This window comes from Streptococcus sp. sy004 (assembly GCF_007859205.1).
Classification (GTDB): Bacteria; Bacillota; Bacilli; order Lactobacillales; family Streptococcaceae; genus Streptococcus.
In genome coordinates this window covers 22,079-40,205 of record NZ_VOHP01000005.1, presented here as the reverse complement: position 1 = coordinate 40,205, position 18,127 = coordinate 22,079, and the positions used below count along the sequence as shown (strand labels likewise).

Sequence of the window (18,127 nt, the reverse complement as noted above, 5' to 3'; positions counted from 1 at the left end):
TTTGTTATCTTTTTAACAATCTTATTATAGCATTTTCGGAAAGCGTTTGCAATAGTTTTTTGTATTTTCTTCAAAAAAATTCTACTAAACCAGTTAGTAGAATTTACTTTATTTCCAAAAATCATCAAAAATCGTAATCGGCAGGTGACGTTTATGGGCTGTTTTTTGCCACCAATTTTCAATGATCTCTTGGGCTTGGGATGTAATTTTTTTTCCTTCCAAGTAATCATCGATAGCGTTATAGGTCACTCCTAAAGCCACTTCATCTGCCAAGCCTGGTTTATCTTCTTCCAAATCAGCAATAGGAATCTTGTTGTAAAGACTTGCTTCTGCTCCTAATTCCTTCAAGAGAGCTTTTCCTTGACGTTTATTTAGGCGAAATAGGGGCAAGATGTCTGCTCCACCATCACCGAATTTGGTAAAGAAACCAGTAATATTTTCTGCAGCATGATCAGTCCCAATAACAGCTCCCTGATACTGGCCTGCAATGGCATACTGGGTAATCATACGCTGACGAGCCTTGATATTTCCCTTATTAAAATCAGAAATGCTCACACCTGCCCTAGCTAGTTCTGCCACTTGGCCATCAACTGCCTCTTTAATGTTGACTGTCAACAGTTGATCTGGTTGAATAAAATCCAAGGCTTTTTGGGCATCTGCTTCGTCAGCCTGTACCCCATAAGGCAGACGAACTGCAATAAATTGATAACTGTCATCTTTAGTTTCAATTCGCATTTCTTCCATGGTTAGCTGGGCGAGTCGGCCAGCCAAGGTTGAATCTTGACCTCCTGAAATCCCTAAAACAAAGGTTTTCAAAAAGGGGTGTTTGTACAAGTAACTTTTCAGAAAATCAATAGACTTTCTAATTTCTTCTTTGGGGTCAATTTGCGCTTTTACGCCTAAGGCTTTAATGATTTCTCTTTGTAGTGACATCAGACCTCCACTCCTCTACTCAATGCTTCCTTACGCACTCGGTCAATCAGATCCATCTTATTTTTCCACACATCGCCTGCCAAGTCCACTGGATACTCCTGTGGATTAAGTACACGTTTGTATTCGTCCCATAAGGCATCGAGTTCTTTCTTGGCATAGGCCTTAATTTCCGTCAAATTTGGCAAGTCATAGACCAATTTTCCTTGGTCATAAATATCAACCAAAAGTGGCACGGCATCAAAGTCCTTGACCCACTTGTCAATATAGGTATAGGTTGGATGGAACATGTGGATTTCGTCTAGTCGGTTAACATCAACATCAGAAAAAGTTAAATAATCACCCTCTGACTTGCCTTTGGCACGACTGGTAATTCGCCAAACTTGTTTTTTACCAGGAGTAGAAACTTTTTCAGCGTTATTAGACAACTTAATGGTGTCTTGCATTTGCCCCCTGTCATCTTCGATGGACACAATCTTATAAACGGCTCCCAAGGCGGGTTGATCATAGGCTGTAATGAGCTTTGTTCCCACGCCCCAAACATCAATCTTAGCTTTTTGCATTTTAAGGTTGAGAATGGTGTTTTCATCTAGGTCATTAGACGCATAAATCTTAGCATCAGGATAGCCGGCATCATCTAGTTGCTTTCTGACTTTCTTAGATAGATAAGCCATATCACCTGAGTCAATTCGCACACCTTTGAAGTTGATCTTATCACCAAATTCCTTGGCAACCTTAATCGCAGCAGGTACACCTAGGCGAAGCGTGTCATAGGTATCAACCAAAAAGATACAGTCTTTATGAGTGCTGGCATAAGCCTTAAAGGCATCGTAATCATTGCCATAGACTTGAACAAGGGCGTGCGCGTGGGTTCCAGAAACTGGAATCCCAAAAATCTTACCCGCTCGAACATTACTGGTAGCGTCAGCACCACCAATCATGGCAGCTCTAGTTCCCCAAAGGGCTGCGTCCATTTCTTGAGCCCTACGAGTGCCAAATTCCAAAAGTGGCTCATCTTCAATCACTGACTTAATTCGTGCAGCCTTAGTGGCAATCAACGTTTGGAAGTTAACGATATTCAAAAGAGCTGTTTCTAGTAATTGCCCTTGAGCAAGCGGGCCTTCAACTTGAACCAAAGGTTCATTGGCAAAAACCAAATCTCCCTCTTGGGCTGACTTGATGGATAATTCCAGCTTGAAATTTTTAAGATAGGTCAAGAAATCTTCTTGGTAGCCTAGCTCACGCAAGTAGGCAAGGTCTGTTTCTGAAAACTTGAGATTTTCTAAATATCGGACAATTCGCTCCAGACCTGCAAAAACAGCATAGCCATTGGCAAAAGGTAATTTTCTAAAATAAAGCTCAAAAACGGCTTTTTTGTTGTGAATCCCCTGATTAAAATAAACCTGCATCATGTTAATCTGATACAAATCCGTATGTAGGGTCAAACTATCATCTGTATATATCATAAGTTGTCAATCTTCTCCTTATCCTTATTATAGCATAATTTAAGGGAAAAATAGACGCTAAGGGTTGATGAGATGGTGATATAAAAGTTTAGGTTGAGTTAACATCAACAGATGATCTTCTGGAAGAATCTTAATATGAGAAACGGTCAAAGTCTGCTCTGAAAAAACTGTTATTTGTTTAACTAGTTGACTCACTTGTTCCAAAAGATAGTTAGGATTAAGTCCAGCATAAATACTTAAGTAAGCATGGATATTATATTGACTAAGAATTAACTGGAAACTTTCTTCTTTTTTCTGTAAATTATACTCAAGAATCTGACAAAGAATACTGTCTTTTCGTTCTTCTCCTGTCAACATCACGTCCAAATACTCTGATACGTCGGTATAACTTTCGTCAACAACCTTTTGAAACATATCATCCAAATCTACTTGTGATGACACTTCTTCTAATCCTGAAATTAAAACCAAGCGAGCAATCGGCAACTTGGCTTTTGCCAAAACAGATAAGGTGACTAAACTGCCATAAGAAGAAGCAATCACTGTCCCACTAGAAGATAAGTTTTTCATTTTTGCCAATAAACTTGCTTCTACTTCTTCTTGAGTAATTGCTGAAAAAGATTCATCTAAAAAATTAACAAAATCGCATTTACCCTTAGCGAAAACTGGAAATTTTAACAACTTGTCCCAAACATGCTGACTCCAGCCAAGTGGAGAAACAAACAAATAATCAATCATTAACAACACCTCCCATTCTTTAAGGATAGCATATTTTCAGGTCGGTTAGAAAGGTTTATTAACATTCTACCGAATAATTCTTTTGTCAACTCTTTCACATCAAAAAAAGCAGAGTTTTCTCTGCTTTAGTTGTGTTCTGTTAGGTAGTGATAGGCTGAAATACCTGCGGTCGCTCCGTCACCGACAGCTGTCGTAATCTGACGTAGGTCTTTTTGGCGAACGTCACCAATGGCAAAGATACCTGGCACCTTGGTTGCCATTTTATCGTCTGTTGGAATCCAACCATTATCATCTGTCATTTGCAAGTCAGCTACCATCTGTGATACGGGATCAAGTCCGATGTAGATAAAGACACCTGCAAAGGCGTGATTGGTCACTTGACCTGTCTTGACATTTTCAATGTCGACGCTAGTCACTTTAACATCGTTCCCTTTGATTTCTTTGACCACACTATCCCAAATGAAGTTGATTTTTTCATTGGCAAGAGCTCGGTCTTGTAGGACTTTTTGGGCTCTGAGTTGATCACGGCGATGAACAATGGTCACTGATTTGGCAAAACGTGTCAAAAACAGAGCTTCTTCAACTGCCGAATCGCCTCCACCAACAACAAGAAGGTCTTGATCTCGGAAAAATGCACCGTCACAAACTGCACAGTAGGATACACCTCGACTGGCATAGGTGTCTTCACCTGCCACCTGAAGTAAACGATGTTTAGCACCTGTTGCAAGAATCACGGTCTTGGCTTCAAATTCACCATCCATGGTCTTGACCAATTTACTTTGACCCAAGTCTTGAATGGTCGTCACAATACCATAGAGGTGTTCTACGCCTAGTTTTTCTAAAGGCTCAAACATCTTCATCGATAACTCTGGTCCAGAAATCAAGTCAAAACCAGGATAATTTTCAATATCGGCCGTATTATTCATCTGCCCACCAGGTGCTCCCTGTTCCAACAGACCTACCTTGAGGTTACTTCTAGCTGCATAAAGGGCCGCAGTCATCCCAGCTGGACCTGCACCAATAACTAGCGTGTCGTACATGCTTTCTCCTTTTCTTAACCACTTTCTAAGCCTTAATCATCAAAATCAGGGCCATAAAGGCAAATGATAGAATGGGAATACTAATCAAAACCATCATCATGGTGTCATACAGGGCAGCCTGTCTTTCTTTTACTGTCGGATCTAACTTGCGATTGACCCGATAAAGTAGCCAAATAATCGCAACAACAAGCGTAAAGACAATCGCCCACAACAGACCTTGTAAATAAAAATTAAAAATATTGATGAGCATAAGTGTATTAAATGTATTGTTTGTTATAAGAAGCAAAAAACTCCTTGGTTCTAGCTTCTTTAGGGTTACGGAAAATGTCTTCTGGGCTACCTTGTTCCAAGATATGTCCCTTTTCTAAAAATAACACCTTATCTGCCACTTGATAGACAAAATTCATGTCATGACTAACCAAAACCATGGTTTGACCTGCCTTGGCTGCGTCAGCAATTGATTTTTCCACCTCACCGACTAACTCAGGGTCAAGGGCAGACGTAGGTTCGTCAAGTAAAAGCACATCTGGTTTCATGGCAAGGGCACGAGCTAGCGCCACCCGTTGCTTTTGCCCACCCGATAGGTGACGGGGGTAATGATTTTCACGATCAGACAGACCAACCTTTGCCAATTCTACTTTGGCAATTTGAGTTGCTTCTTCATCTGATAGTTTTTTGACAATCTTTAAGCCTTCCTTGACATTGTCTAAAGCTGTACGGCGTTCAAAGAGATTGAATTGTTGGAAAACCATAGCCAACTTACGACGCAAGGTAATGATGTCATCTTTGCTAATGTTGGTGAAATCTACCTTGAAATCTTCAATTTCAATGGTGCCAGAATCAGCTTGTTCCAAGTAGTTTAGGCTACGTAGAAAGGTTGATTTTCCAGCACCTGATGCCCCTACCAAAGCAATGACTTCACCCTTTTTAATCTCTAAGTTCAAGTCATTCAAGACCTTTTGACCTGAGAATTCCTTGGTCAAATGACTAATTTTAATCATGACGACCTCCTTGTTTGACCTGTTCTGGTGATGGAATAGCCATTTTCTTCTCCAAGAAACGACCCACCGATTCAATCACAATATTGACCAACCAATAAATCATAGCTACCGAGATAAAACGTTCAAAATAACGGTAATCTCGCCCACCAAGGATTTGAGCCTGAGCAAACATTTCCACGATTCCCGCATTAAATGCCAAAGACGTCCCCTTAGTCAAACCAATTAGGGTGTTAATCAAGGTTGGTGTTGCAATCACGGCTGCATTGGGAATGATCACACGACGATAGATCTGACTCGATGTCATCCCCAAACTTTTAGCCGCTTCAATCTCACCACTATTGACCGCTTGAATGGCTGCACGAATGGTTTCACTCGTATAGGCTGCTTCATTAAAGGCAAAAGCCGTAATGGCAAACACAGAAGCTGGAATACTGTTAACATTCCAATTCAAACCATAAGATTGATTAAGAGCTTTCAACAACAAGGGAATCCCATAATAACTCAACATGAGTTGCACCAAAATCGGCGTTCCACGTAAGAAACTAACCACAACTGCTTGAATCGGATAAAGCACTTTGGTCCGATTGATTTTAACAATGGCAAAAAGTAGGGCTAGAAGCAGACCAAAAACAGCTCCACCTAGAGTCAATCCCAAGGTAATGGGCAACTGCTCCAAAATACTTGGAATGGCATTAAAAACTGCTCGCCAACTAAATAATTTTCCATCAGGCAGACCGGCTACCAGATTGGCATACCAACCTGCTGCAACTAATTTATCCATATTTTTCCTTTATTTTTTCTTAATTGGTGTCACAAAATCATCGCCAAAATACTGCCGACTGAGTTTTTGTAAAACCCCATTTTTTTCTAAAATCGCCAAACGTTGATTGACAAAGGCTTGTAGGGTCTTGCCTTCTTTGTCTTTAGCAAAGAGAAAATATTCCAGACCATCCTTGTCTGTCCCAACTTGGTCTGTAACCGTCTTAATCGTCACATCAATCCCTTGATCTTGACTGAGGGTTTGGAGCGAAATGGCATCAAATAAGATAAAATCAATCTTACCCGATTCCACATCTTGTAAACGTTGTGCCAAAGGCACACTATTGGCAACATAATTGATCTCAATCGGTTCTTTATCAGGATTGGCTTGATTCCAATCTTCTAAGACCTTGGTGTAGTTGGCACCAGTATAAGCCGAGGTTGACTTACCAGACAACTCAGTCAAGCTAGCATAACCATCTTGACTAGCAATGGCGTAATTGGACTTAGAAATTGGTGTGGAATACAAGTACTTTGCTGCTCGTTCTGAACTATAATTAAAATTATTGGCAGCCAGTTGATAGAGACCTGCATCCAAGCCTGTCAAAATAGACGAGAAAGGGACTGTTTCAAAAGTCAGTTGATAATCCTTTTGATTTTGAAAAACAGCTCGTAAAACATCAATATCATAGCCAGTAAAACGACTCTCGTCCTTAAAAGTAAAAGGAGCCGTATCTGAATCGGTTGCTACGACAACTTCTGTCTTTGCAGCCACTGACACTTGACGACATAGACTAAGTCCCAACACACCTATCAGCAATGTTAACTTGAGTAACTTTTTCATTATCGACGACCCTCCTTTTATCAGTGTTCTTAGTATAGCACAAGAGTTTCTTCTTGCCCAATAAGATTTTTTTATGGAGGTGATAACAATTGATTATCAAGCTATGATTAGCTTAAAAAGTTTGTTTTTTCGCCTTACGTTCAGCACGACCCTTAGCTCGTAATTCTGCTCGTTTTTCCTTGCGTCTTTTCTCGTTAACTGCCCACTGAATTTTTTTCTTGTAGCCTGGCTTGATCTTTTTCTTCTTCTTTTTAACCAAACCAATCATTTCAGTATCGAGTTTTTGACGTGTTTTTTCACGGTTCAAACGACGGTCACGGTCATAGGTGTCTTGGAATTGCCCATCTTTTAGCATTTTAGGGACAAAACTAATGCCCAGTTTCTCCAACTCACGAATGTCCGAGTCATCACTTGGTTTATATAGGGTAATGGCTGTGCCACTTAAACCATTACGACCTGTACGTCCCACACGGTGAACAAAAAAACTCAAATCTTGTGGAATTTCATCATTGATGACATGGCTGACGCCTTCAATATCAATGCCTCGGGCTGCTAAATCAGTTGCCACAATATATTGATAATCCAGATTTTTGACTTGATTCATGATACGCTTACGTTCACGCGGTGGGACATCCCCATGAATCTTCGCCACTTTCAAACCATTGCTAATCAAGAACTGATGGAGTTCTTCTGCACGAGTTTTGGTGTTGACAAAAATCATCGCCAAATAGGGCTGCATTGACTGAATCACTTCAAGAATTTGACCATTCTTATCACGTCCCTTGGTTGACACCAACCAGTTGTCAATGGTATCTGCAATGACTGTTTGTGTCTTGATTTTTTCCATAATTGGATTGGTCAGATATTTTTTTAAGAAAGGCTGGAGTTTTTGTGGAATCGTCGCTGAAAAGACCAAAATCTGCACATCCTTAGCCAAACGAGCAGCAATACGATCTACGGTATCTAAAAAGCCCATATCTAAGGTCATATCAGCTTCATCAACCACAAAGGTCTTAGCACGATGAATATCAAGGTGACCTGATTGTACCAAATCATAGACGCGTCCAGGGGTACCAATAACAATATGCGGCTGATGGCTCTGCAAACGCTCAACCTGTCGAGCCTTATCGGTCCCACCAACATAGTTAGCCAAGCGAACATCAACTGATGAAAAAGCTGCTAACTGCTGACAAGCCTTGTAAATCTGTGTTGCCAACTCACGACTAGGTGCCGTGATGACTGCCTGCACCTCAGAACTATCTTCGTCTAAGGTCTGAAAAATCGGCAATAAAAAGGTATGGGTCTTACCTGACCCTGTCTTCGATTCGCCAACAATGTCACGACCTGATAGCGCCAAGGGAATCAATTTTTCCTGAACTGGCGTTGGTTCTTGGAAATTCAAGTCAGCCAAAGCCTCTTGAATATAGGATTTAAACTTAAAATCTGTAAACTTCATACCATTGATTATAACAAAAAAAGCTGATAAACCAAAAACTTTAGGCTTTATTCAGCTAGAAAATTGCTGATAAAAAAGCAAGTACCTGCTTTATTGATTTGATGATTAGACCTTTTGATGAAGAATCTTTACTATGACACCACTCATTACTTTTTCTAGCCACTATTTCTTAAAACACTTGATTGCAAAAATCAAATAAGTTCATGAATCTCTTTTGGAAATGAAGAAAAATATACGGCAAGCTAACTTGGCCATTGGGGGATAAATACAAAAAGCTTGTGAGGAGGACAACTTCCTTTGGAAATATGCTCATCACAGCTGTGAGGATGTCTGCCCTTTTTGGGAAAAGCACAAAAGTCTTGTGAGCAGCTCTGCCCAAAAGGGGCAGAACTAAAATAACTTGTGAGATGGATAACTTCCTTTGGAAATATGCTCATCACAACTGTGAGGAGATAAAACCCGTTTGGAAAAACAAGAATAAAAAGAGAGCTAGGAAAACTCTCTTTTTATTTTGTATCAATAAATAGCTTACCAAATAATCACACGATCTTTTTCTGCTCGCCACATGCCGTCTGTTTCCTTAATGTCAAAGGCTTGATGGAAGTCAGCAAAGTTTGGTAATTGAACATTGGTACGCAAATGACCAGGTGCGTGAACATCTACACTCGCTAGCATCTGCATATACTCTGGACGAGCTTTAAGTCGCCAAATCTTCGCAAAATTAGTAAAGTAGTCAACTGCTGAAAAATCCTTGTCTTGTTTGGCTGCCTCTAAAGACGCTGCCAAGCCACCCAAATCAGCAACATTCTCAGAAACCGTTAATTTACCATTAACCTTGGCACCATAAGAATCCAAACCATCAAACTGAGCGACCACTTGATCGGTTCTTTGAGTAAAGGCTTGGTAATCCTCATCTGTCCACCAGTTTCTCAAGCTACCATGTTCATCAAAGGATGCTCCATTGGTATCAAAAGCATGGGAAATTTCATGGGCAATCACCGCACCAATCCCACCATAATTGGCAGATGATGATTGATTTAGTGAATAAAAAGGTGCCTGCAAAATCGCTGCTGGAAAAACAATCTGATTTTGTTGTGGTGAATAATAAGCATTGACCACATGGGCTGACATGTGCCAGATATCACGGTCAACAGGTTGATTCCACTTGCTCCAACTATGCTGGATAGAGATTTGCGCCAATTTTTGAGCATTTTCTAAGAGTGACTGATTGTCATCAATCATTTTTTGAGCGTAGGTTTCTGGCAACTTTTCTGGATAGCCAATATGGGCTGTTATGCCATTCAGTTTAACGATGGCCTGCTCAATGGTTTCTCGAGCCAACCAGTCATTCTTAACTAGTCGTTCCTTGTACATCTCAATCATGGTCGCTACTTTTTTCTCGACATCAGCCTTGGCTTCCTTGGAGAATCTTTTATCCGCATACCAAAGCCCCAAGGCTTGACTATATGGTCCTTCTGCCAAATAATAGGCTGCTTTTTGCGGATTCATGGCCTCTGGTGTACCCGATAAGACCCTACGATAAGCTCCTGCTAGGACACGGATGTCATCTGTCAAATAACTAGTCCACTGGGTTGCTGCACTATAGATTAAAGACGCCTGTAAGGCTGGCCAATTTTCTTCTGAGAAATAATCCTTAGCAAACGCTAACCAAAAACGTTCTTCTGGCACAATCACCCGATCAGGCAGTTGCCCCAAAATCTTAGAGAAAATCTCATCCAATGGCAATTCTGGTACTAACTTGGTAAAGTCAGCCCAGTCATAAGGATGATAGAGTTTGGCATACTCAGAACTTTCTTCATTGGATAGGACATAGTTGGCTAACTTGGCATCTAGGGTAATAAGCTGATCTAAAATCTTAGCTATTTCTTCTTGTGAAAATGGAAATTGACTAAGTAAGTCTGTCGCCGCTTGACGCCACATGGCTAACAATTCCTGACCTTTTTCATGCCCTTCTTCATAGTAAGTCACGTCTGGCAGAATCAGACTTGGAGCTTCTGCCCAAAGGACATTTGTTGTGGCATCCATGAAGTCTGGTGCTACGCCAAAGGGAAAGAGATTGGGCTTACCGGCTAGTTCATATTCAGCAATCTTACTGGCAAAATCAGCAAAAGAAGTCAGTTCCTGCATTTCCTTAATCAAGGGCAGGACAGGTGTCACACCTAATTGTTCTCGAGTTTCAAAATCACTGATGAGTCGGTGGTATTTGATAAAGTTCTCTAAAATAGGATTATCTTTTGGCAAATCTTTACCGGCCAACCAATTCTCTGTTGTTTCTAGCATGAGTGCCTCAATCTCATTGTGCAGCTCAACAAATCCCCCTGTCGCTGGTTTGTCATCTGGAATCACTGCTGTTTCAGCCCAAGCTCCATTGACCGCTTGATAAAAATCATCTTGTAAACGTACCATAAATAGCCTCCTTGTTTTGTCTTAGACCTATTTTATCAAAAATTTCAATTACTGACCGTTTTTAATTTAAAATTGCCAGGGTTTGATAAGGTTTCAAGGTTATTTTTTCACCTAAAACCACATCTGAATAGTTGCTTAAAAGCACTTGACCACTTTGATAATCTGTCAAAAGATTTACTGTCACGTCATGACCAAAGAAATTATTCAACACCAGTAACTGTTCTTGCCCTAAATGACGTTCAAAGGCGTAGATTTCATTACTATCGACATAAGCAGCCCGATATTCTCCCTCAACAATTAAAGGCATGGTTTTACGCAAGCGAATCAACTCTTGGTAGAAAGGAAAAATTTTACCTTGTTTTTCTGTTTCCACATTGATGGTTTGATAGGTCTTACCGACCTTAAGCCATGGTGTCGTGGTTGAAAACCCTGCGTGCTTACTACTATCCCATTGCATTGGTGTGCGTGAATTATCACGGGACTTGGCCTTGATGATGGCAAAAGCCTCATCTTCTGATAAACCTTTCTCTAATAACATTTGATAGGCATTGATGCTTTCAACATCAACATAATCAGCCATGCTATCATAATCAGGGTCTAGCATACCAATCTCCTCGCCCATATAGATGTAGGGTGTCCCTCGTGAGAGATGAATTGACGCTGCCAGCATGGTTGCTCCTTCCTCACGGAAGTTCTTAACATCAACAAAGCGATTAAGGGCTCGTGGCTGGTCATGGTTGTTATAAAAGAGAGCATTCCAACCATTTCCCTCACTCATTTCTTGTCCCCAACTGTGGAAAAGTCCTTGCAGTTCCTTGAAATCAAAGGCTTTAATCGTCCATTTTTGACCTTGGTCATAATCCACCTTGAGATGATGGAAATTAAAGGCCATAGAGAGTTCTTCTCGTTCTGGGGCTGTATAAAGTAGGCAGTTTTCAATGGTTGTTGCTGACATCTCGCCTACTGTCATAAACCCTTCTTCTGTGCCAAAACTTGCCTGATTAAGTTCGTGAAGGTAATCATGAGTAATCGGACGATCAGTATAGGCTGGCTTGCCATCATTGATTGGGCAATCTTCTAAAACTTCATCTTTACCAATCAAGTTAATCACATCAAAACGAAACCCTTTGACCCCTTTTGCTTTCCAAAAATTAACAACATCAATCAGTTCTTGTCGCACATGGGGATTACGCCAGTTGAGATCAGCTTGGGTTTTATCAAATAGATGAAGATAATACTTGCCAGTATCACCAAAAGGTGCCCAAGCGTTGCCACCAAATTTTGACACCCAATCTGTTGGTTCATCTCGGAGAATGAAAAAATCTTGATAAAATTTATCGCCAGCTAAAGCCTTTTGAAACCATTCGTGCTCCGTTGAACAATGGTTGAGTACCATGTCTAACATAAAGTTAATGCCATATTCTCGACCTTTGGCAATCATCTCTTCAAAGTCAGCCATCGTGCCAAAAAGGGGGTTGACTGCTTTGTAATCTGAGATGTCATAACCATTATCCCGTTGTGGACTAGGATAAAACGGATTGAGCCAGACCATATCGATTCCTAATTCGGCGAGGTAGGGAAGTTTTTCAATGATGCCTAGTAAATCTCCGACGCCATTTCCAGTAGTATCTTTAAAAGATTTGGGATAAATTTGATAAACTACCTGACTTTTATCAAATGCCATGTTTGTATTTTTCTCCTTATTCATTTCAAAAGGGCCAAGGCGATATGGCGAAGCCACTATCGACATCTTGACCCTCTTTCTTTTTAAATGCTAGCTAATCACTTAAATACGACTAGCTGTTAGCAAGCTTTCGCCACGTTTAATTTGGCGAGGTAGTTGACCAACAACATCTGGTTGGAATTGTTCTTGATTGGTTACAATAATTGGTGTTTCACTAACTAGATTTGCAGCTTTAATCACATTCAAATCAAAGTTAATTAAGGTATCACCTGCTGCGACACGCTCACCTTGTTTGACATAAGCTTCAAAGCCTTTGCCATCCAAGCTAACGGTATCCATACCAATATGAATCAGCACTTCTACTCCTGCATCGGATACTAAACCAATCGCATGCTTGGTTGGGAATAAGACTGACACCGTTCCATCAAATGGCGCAACAACTTTACCATCACTTGGTTCAATAAGAACCCCTTGCCCCATCACACCTGAAGCAAAAACTGGATCTGTTGCTTGACTCAAAGGCTTGATTTCACCTGCCATTGGGCTAAACAAGTCAACGAGATGCCCCACTGAAGTAGATTCTTTTTTAGCTTCGGCAACTGCTTCTTCCTGACTTAGTTTCATTGCAGCATCTTCTACCTTAGTTAAGATACCAGCTTTACGGAAGAATACGGTTAGAATAAATGGTACGGCAATCGCCACCAACATAATACCTGCAAAAGCAAGCATGTATTTAGGCTGAATTGACAAGATACCAGGAATACCACCGATACCAATGGCATTAGCAGTCACATTGAACATGGTTGACAACAAACCTGCTAGACCTGAACCAATCATCCCGGCTACGAATGGGTAGATGTATTTGACATTGACCCCAAAAAGAGCTGGCTCAGTTACCCCAAGGTAGGCTGAAATGGTCGCTGGCAGCGAAATTTGTGCTTCACGTTCATTTTTACGATTCATCCAGTAGTAAGCTAGTACGGCTGAACCTTGAGCGATATTTGATAGGGCAATCATTGGCCAAAGTGCCGTACCACCTGCATCAGCAATCAACTGTGAGTCAATCGCGTTGGTCATGTGATGTAGGCCTGTGATAACAAACGGTGCATACAGAGCTCCAAAAATTGCGCCGAACAACCATTTCAAGGAACCTGTCAAACCTGCTAAAACAATCGCTGACAAACCTTTACCAACTGCCCAACCAAATGGTCCTAAGATCGTATGAGCCAAAATCAAGGCTGGAATCAAAGACAAGAATGGCACAAAAATCATCGATACCACTTCTGGAATGCGTTTACGCCAGAAGATTTCTAGATAAGATAGTGATAGACCTGCCAAAAGGGCTGGAATCACCTGAGCTTGATAACCAATACGGTTGATAGTAAACGAACCAAAGTTCCACACCCAGTTTTCTGCAATCTCTTTAGCTGGTGTGCCTGCTACGGCATAGGCATTTAGCAACTGTGGCGAAACCAAACAGATCCCAAGGACAATTCCCAAAATCTGAGTGGTTCCCATCTTACGTGCTACTGACCAAGTAATCCCAACTGGTAGGAAGTGGAAAATGGCCTCACCTGGCAACCAAAGGAAATGATTGACACCACTCCAAAATGGCGATACATCAACAATGGTTTTACCCCCTAGAGATGACCATTGTACACCTTCTAGGACGTTGCGGAAACCTAGAATCAAACCACCGACGATAATGGCTGGAATAATTGGCGTGAAAATCTCAGCCAACATGGTCATTACACGTTGAATAGCATTCTGATTACTCTTGGCTGCTGCCTTAGCTGCCTCTTTTGACACCCCTTCAATACCTGAAACGGCTGTAAAGTCATTGTAAAAAATTGGCACGTCATTACCAACAATGACTTGAAACTGTCCTGCATTTGTAAAGGTACCCTTAACGGCTGAAATTTTTTCAATCGCTGCTACATTAGCTTTACTATCGTCAAACAACACAAAACGCATCCGTGTGGCACAATGCGATACAGCAGAAATATTATCCTTGCCACCTACTGCATCAAGCAGTAATTTGGCTTCTTTTTCAAATTTTCCCATTTGATGACTCCTCATATTTTTTAACAACCAAAAATGGTCTATAAAGTTACTTCTAACCCTATTGTAAGCGATTTTATTTCTGTATGCAACTTGTATGCTTTATTTTTTATCATTTTTTTGGTAAAATAAAACTCTTGTCTGCTAAAAAACAGACAAGTAATCATTGAGAGAAACAAATGAAAAAATACGAAATCATTTTTAAGGACTTACAGGATAAGATTAAAAAACAACACTATCCTGTTGGTCAGTATTTACCTTCCGAATTGACCCTAACTAAAACCTATTCAGCCAGTCGTGACACCATCAGAAAGGCGCTTCGCCTGTTGAATGAGGCTGGCCTTGTTGAAAGCAAACAAGGTGTGGGCACTAAGGTCATTCACAGACAGCAGATTCAATTTCCAATTTCTGAATTGACCAGCTATCAAGAATTAGTCCAACATCTAGGCATGCCTTCAAAAACACGAGTCATCAGTTTGGACAAGGTTATCCTTGATGATAAGCAAGCTCAAACAACTGGTTTTACCAACAAGGCAATCATTTGGCGAATCACTCGTCAAAGACAGGTAGATGGGGTCGCTTCCGTATTAGATATTGATTACTTGGATAAGCAACTGGTACCAAATATCAATAAAGACATTGCCCAATATTCTATCTATGCCTACTTAGAACACATGTTAAAACTAGATATTGCTTACGCTCAAAAAGAAATCACCATTGAGCCAGTGACAGCTACCGATCAGATTTATCTTGATTTACATGGCGATCAGCATGTCGTTTCTGTCAAATCCAAAGTATTTCTCGCTGATGGTCAACAATTTCAATTTACTGAAAGCCGACATAAGCTCGACAAGTTCAAATTTGTTGATTTTGCTAAACGAAAAAAATAAAACAGGTAAATTAACTTACCTGTTTTTTGTATCTAAAATAATGGTCACTGGCCCATCATTAACCAGACTGACTTGCATATCAGCACCAAAGATACCAGCTTTAACTGGAACGTATTGGGAGAGTTGCTGATTAAACGTTTCATAAAATGTTTTGGCAAAGTCTGGACTGGCTGCTCCTGTAAATGCTGGGCGATTGCCTTTTTTAGTATCGGCAAAAAGCGTAAACTGGGACACCGATAAAATCTGACCGCCAATATCTTGAACGGATCGATTCATCTTATCTGCCTCATCAGTAAAAATTCGCATATTCACCAACTTACGAACAGCATAAGCCAAGTCATCTTGATTATCGTCAGGACCAATACCAACCAAAAGTAGTAAACCTTGGTCAATGCTTGATATTTCTTGTCCTGCCACATGAACGCTGGCAGCTTTGACACGTTGCACAATAATTTTCATCTTACTTACCCGTTCGTTCGTTTCACACTATAAACATCTGGCACAACCTTAATCTTATCCACAATAGCCATCAAGGTAGCTAGATTCGGGATGCTAAAACTCAAGTGAATATTGACAAATTTCATATCCTTAGTAGATTGAGCATTGACCGAAGAAATGCTCTTGGTTCTGGTCGATAGGATTTGGAGAACGTCATTGAGAAGCCCACTACGGTTAAGCCCATAAATATCGATGTTTGCCACATATTCCTTATGCGTATCCTGACCATCCCACTCGACCTCGATTAAACGTTCATTGTAGCCGTCTTGACTCTTGATATTGTTACAGTCACTACGGTGAATCGCTACCCCACGTCCTTTGGTAATGTAGCCGTCAATTCTATCACCTGGAACGGGATTACAACACTTGGCAATCCGCATTAACAAGCCACTTGCCCCTTGGATGATGACGCCATTTTCACTACGCACCTTTAAGACTTCACGATTGTCTTGTTTGATTTCGCCGCCATTGACCAACTCATCGGCTTCTGCCTTGGCCTTAGCTCGTTCAGCCTCTTGGCGCTCTTTCTCGGTCAATTTATTAAAGACGCTAATGGCACTTAGTTCGCCAAAACCAATGGCTGCATACAGAGCTTCCTCACTTTTGACACTCAAGCGAGGCAAGATCATGTCAATATGCTTTTTATCCAAAAATCGACTGGCCACATAGCCTTGCTCTTGAAAATAAGCAACTAGCAACTCTCGGCCTTTATTGATAGACAACTCACGGTCTTGATTTTTGAAAAACTGGCGAATCTTATTTCTGGCCTTATTGGTTTTAACAATTTTAATCCAATCACGACTCGGCCCAAAGGAATTACTATTCGTGATGATTTCCACCACATCGCCTGTTTTAAGCTTAGCTGTTAAAGGCACCATACGCCCATTGACCTTAGCTCCTGTTGCCTTTTCACCTACTTGGGTATGAATGGCATAAGCAAAGTCAATTGGCCCAGAATCTTTTGGCAATTCTTGGACAGCTCCAGTTGGTGTAAAAACGTAAATGCGTTCAGTAAAAATATCTTCCTTAACAGAATCTACAAATTCACGCGCATCACCACTTGAATCATCCTGTAATTCAACCAACTCTTTAATCCAGTTCATGCCAGCAGCTTGTTCAGCTTGATTGACCTTGCCAGTTATGCCCTTTTTATAAGCCCAATGGGCTGCCACACCATATTCAGCCACTTGGTGCATGTCCTTAGTCCGAATTTGAATCTCAATCGGGCCATTGGGGCCATAAACTGTGGTATGAATAGACTGGTAACCGTTGGCCTTAGGTACTGCGATGTAATCCTTAAACCGCCCTGGCATAGGACGCCAAAGTTCGTGAATATAACCGACCATGGCATAGACATCACTAGCCGTTTCCATGACACAACGAATGGCAATCAAATCATAAATTTGGTCAAAACGTTTTTTCTTATCGCGCATCTTACGATAGATGGAATAGATATGCTTGGGACGACCATAGATTTCGCCATAAAGCCCTTGTTCATTGGTATAAGAGGTAATCCGACCAACGATTTCTTCAACCAAGGCTTCACGCTCTCGTCTTTTTTTCTTCATCATATGGGAAATTTTGTAAAATTCCGTTTCATTCAAGTAACGAAACGACATATCCTCCAATTTCCATTTAATGCGACTAATCCCCAAGCGATGAGCTAAGGGAGCATAGATTTCCATGGTTTCACGCGAAATACGCTCTTGCTTGTCCTTACGCAAGTGTTTAAGGGTCTGCATATTGTGCAAACGGTCAGCTAGCTTTACCAAGATCACACGAATGTCCTTAGACATCGCCATCAGCATCTTACGATGATTTTCTGCCAACTGTTCCTCATGAGATTTATACTCGACTTTACCGAGCTTGGTCACACCATCAATAATCACACGAACATCTGGACCGAAATCAAACGCCAAATCATCCAGACTAATATCAGTATCTTCTACCACATCATGCAAAAAGCCACAGGCCACTGTTACCGCATCCAAATGCAAGTTTGCCAAAATACCCGCCACTTGAATTGGATGAATAATATATGGCTCACCTGACTTACGAAATTGACCTGTATGGGCAGCTACCGCATAATTCATGGCCTTTTCAACAAAAGCAACGTCTGTTTCACTCAAGTAAGTTGCTGTTAACGCAACAACCTCTTGTCCTGTTAAATTCTTTTCTTTTGCCATTGCCCTTGGCTCCTCCAAATTAATGATAATAGATTATTTTACCATTTTTGTGCTAAAAAATCATGTTATTCTTGCCAAAAATCAAGACCAGATAAAAAATGAAATCGTTTTCTAAAAAGTAGTTGCTAATTTCGTCATTTAGGATTAAAA

15 protein-coding genes are annotated in these 18,127 nt (G+C 40.8%); 1 reads left to right on the top strand and 14 read right to left on the bottom strand.

Annotated elements, in window-relative coordinates; translation table 11 throughout:
- Positions 1-108: 108 nt before the first annotated feature.
- The 12 genes from nadE to treP all read right to left on the bottom strand — a co-directional run bounded on the left by nadE (position 109) and on the right by treP (position 14,406).
- Positions 109-933 carry an ammonia-dependent NAD(+) synthetase gene (gene nadE / locus FRX54_RS05200; protein ID WP_146461759.1) on the bottom strand — a complete coding sequence of 275 codons (825 nt, stop codon included), beginning with the start codon at positions 931-933 and terminating at the stop codon, positions 109-111.
- On the bottom strand, positions 933-2,393 hold the full coding sequence (locus tag FRX54_RS05195; protein ID WP_146461830.1) for a nicotinate phosphoribosyltransferase: 1,461 nt from the start codon (positions 2,391-2,393) through the stop codon (positions 933-935). Before FRX54_RS05195 ends, nadE begins: the two co-directional genes overlap by 1 nt.
- 60 nt (positions 2,394-2,453) lie before the next feature.
- Entirely contained in the window at positions 2,454-3,131 is a 678-nt protein-coding gene (locus tag FRX54_RS05190; protein ID WP_146461756.1) for a hypothetical protein, read from the bottom strand.
- A gap of 125 nt (positions 3,132-3,256) precedes the next feature.
- Positions 3,257-4,171 carry a thioredoxin-disulfide reductase gene (gene trxB / locus FRX54_RS05185; protein WP_146461754.1) on the bottom strand — a complete coding sequence of 305 codons (915 nt, stop codon included), beginning with the start codon at positions 4,169-4,171 and terminating at the stop codon, positions 3,257-3,259.
- Positions 4,172-4,196: 25 nt separating this feature from the next.
- Complete coding sequence (locus tag FRX54_RS05180; protein WP_146461751.1) at positions 4,197-4,421, bottom strand: DUF4059 family protein; 225 nt, start codon at positions 4,419-4,421, stop codon at positions 4,197-4,199.
- A 7-nt stretch (positions 4,422-4,428) separates the two neighbouring features.
- Positions 4,429-5,172 carry an amino acid ABC transporter ATP-binding protein gene (locus FRX54_RS05175; RefSeq protein WP_146461748.1) on the bottom strand — a complete coding sequence of 248 codons (744 nt, stop codon included), beginning with the start codon at positions 5,170-5,172 and terminating at the stop codon, positions 4,429-4,431.
- On the bottom strand, positions 5,165-5,953 hold the full coding sequence (locus FRX54_RS05170) for an amino acid ABC transporter permease (RefSeq protein WP_146461746.1): 789 nt from the start codon (positions 5,951-5,953) through the stop codon (positions 5,165-5,167). The genes FRX54_RS05175 and FRX54_RS05170 overlap by 8 nt, the downstream gene beginning before the upstream one ends.
- A gap of 9 nt (positions 5,954-5,962) precedes the next feature.
- Positions 5,963-6,775, bottom strand: coding sequence for a transporter substrate-binding domain-containing protein (locus FRX54_RS05165; RefSeq protein WP_146461744.1), 813 nt, complete (start codon positions 6,773-6,775; stop codon positions 5,963-5,965).
- Positions 6,776-6,887: 112 nt separating this feature from the next.
- Entirely contained in the window at positions 6,888-8,231 is a 1,344-nt protein-coding gene (locus tag FRX54_RS05160; RefSeq protein WP_146461743.1) for a DEAD/DEAH box helicase, read from the bottom strand.
- A gap of 528 nt (positions 8,232-8,759) precedes the next feature.
- Complete coding sequence (locus FRX54_RS05155) at positions 8,760-10,658, bottom strand: M13 family metallopeptidase (RefSeq protein WP_146461741.1); 1,899 nt, start codon at positions 10,656-10,658, stop codon at positions 8,760-8,762.
- Between the two features lie 61 nt (positions 10,659-10,719).
- The gene (treC, locus tag FRX54_RS05150; RefSeq protein ID WP_146461738.1) at positions 10,720-12,342 is read right to left on the bottom strand and encodes an alpha,alpha-phosphotrehalase; all 1,623 of its coding nucleotides are present in this window, start codon (positions 12,340-12,342) and stop codon (positions 10,720-10,722) included.
- Between the two features lie 102 nt (positions 12,343-12,444).
- A complete protein-coding gene (gene treP / locus FRX54_RS05145; RefSeq protein WP_146461736.1) occupies positions 12,445-14,406 on the bottom strand; it encodes a PTS system trehalose-specific EIIBC component in 1,962 nt (653 codons plus the stop codon).
- A 176-nt stretch (positions 14,407-14,582) separates the two neighbouring features.
- Between treP and treR the strand changes: the two genes are divergently transcribed.
- On the top strand, positions 14,583-15,293 hold the full coding sequence (gene treR, locus FRX54_RS05140) for a trehalose operon repressor (protein WP_146461734.1): 711 nt from the start codon (positions 14,583-14,585) through the stop codon (positions 15,291-15,293).
- Positions 15,294-15,308: 15 nt separating this feature from the next.
- On the opposite strand, the gene dtd is transcribed toward treR, so the two are convergent.
- Both dtd and FRX54_RS05130 read right to left on the bottom strand, forming a co-directional pair.
- Positions 15,309-15,752 (bottom strand): D-aminoacyl-tRNA deacylase, encoded by a 444-nt coding sequence (dtd, locus tag FRX54_RS05135; protein ID WP_146461732.1) that lies wholly within the window; start codon positions 15,750-15,752, stop codon positions 15,309-15,311.
- A gap of 5 nt (positions 15,753-15,757) precedes the next feature.
- The gene (locus FRX54_RS05130) at positions 15,758-17,977 is read right to left on the bottom strand and encodes a bifunctional (p)ppGpp synthetase/guanosine-3',5'-bis(diphosphate) 3'-pyrophosphohydrolase (RefSeq protein ID WP_146461729.1); all 2,220 of its coding nucleotides are present in this window, start codon (positions 17,975-17,977) and stop codon (positions 15,758-15,760) included.
- Between the last annotated feature and the right edge of the window lie 150 nt (positions 17,978-18,127).

Coding starts and splice junctions, on each gene's coding strand:
- nadE (WP_146461759.1), bottom strand. CDS start 933: ATGTCACTACAAAGAGAAATCATTAAAGCCTTAGGCGTAAAAGCGCAA.
- FRX54_RS05190 (WP_146461756.1), bottom strand. CDS start 3,131: ATGATTGATTATTTGTTTGTTTCTCCACTTGGCTGGAGTCAGCATGTT.
- trxB (WP_146461754.1), bottom strand. CDS start 4,171: ATGTACGACACGCTAGTTATTGGTGCAGGTCCAGCTGGGATGACTGCG.
- FRX54_RS05180 (WP_146461751.1), bottom strand. CDS start 4,421: ATGCTCATCAATATTTTTAATTTTTATTTACAAGGTCTGTTGTGGGCG.
- FRX54_RS05175 (WP_146461748.1), bottom strand. CDS start 5,172: ATGATTAAAATTAGTCATTTGACCAAGGAATTCTCAGGTCAAAAGGTC.
- FRX54_RS05170 (WP_146461746.1), bottom strand. CDS start 5,953: ATGGATAAATTAGTTGCAGCAGGTTGGTATGCCAATCTGGTAGCCGGT.
- FRX54_RS05165 (WP_146461744.1), bottom strand. CDS start 6,775: ATGAAAAAGTTACTCAAGTTAACATTGCTGATAGGTGTGTTGGGACTT.
- FRX54_RS05160 (WP_146461743.1), bottom strand. CDS start 8,231: ATGAAGTTTACAGATTTTAAGTTTAAATCCTATATTCAAGAGGCTTTG.
- FRX54_RS05155 (WP_146461741.1), bottom strand. CDS start 10,658: ATGGTACGTTTACAAGATGATTTTTATCAAGCGGTCAATGGAGCTTGG.
- treC (WP_146461738.1), bottom strand. CDS start 12,342: ATGGCATTTGATAAAAGTCAGGTAGTTTATCAAATTTATCCCAAATCT.
- treP (WP_146461736.1), bottom strand. CDS start 14,406: ATGGGAAAATTTGAAAAAGAAGCCAAATTACTGCTTGATGCAGTAGGT.
- treR (WP_146461734.1), top strand. CDS start 14,583: ATGAAAAAATACGAAATCATTTTTAAGGACTTACAGGATAAGATTAAA.
- dtd (WP_146461732.1), bottom strand. CDS start 15,752: ATGAAAATTATTGTGCAACGTGTCAAAGCTGCCAGCGTTCATGTGGCA.
- FRX54_RS05130 (WP_146461729.1), bottom strand. CDS start 17,977: ATGGCAAAAGAAAAGAATTTAACAGGACAAGAGGTTGTTGCGTTAACA.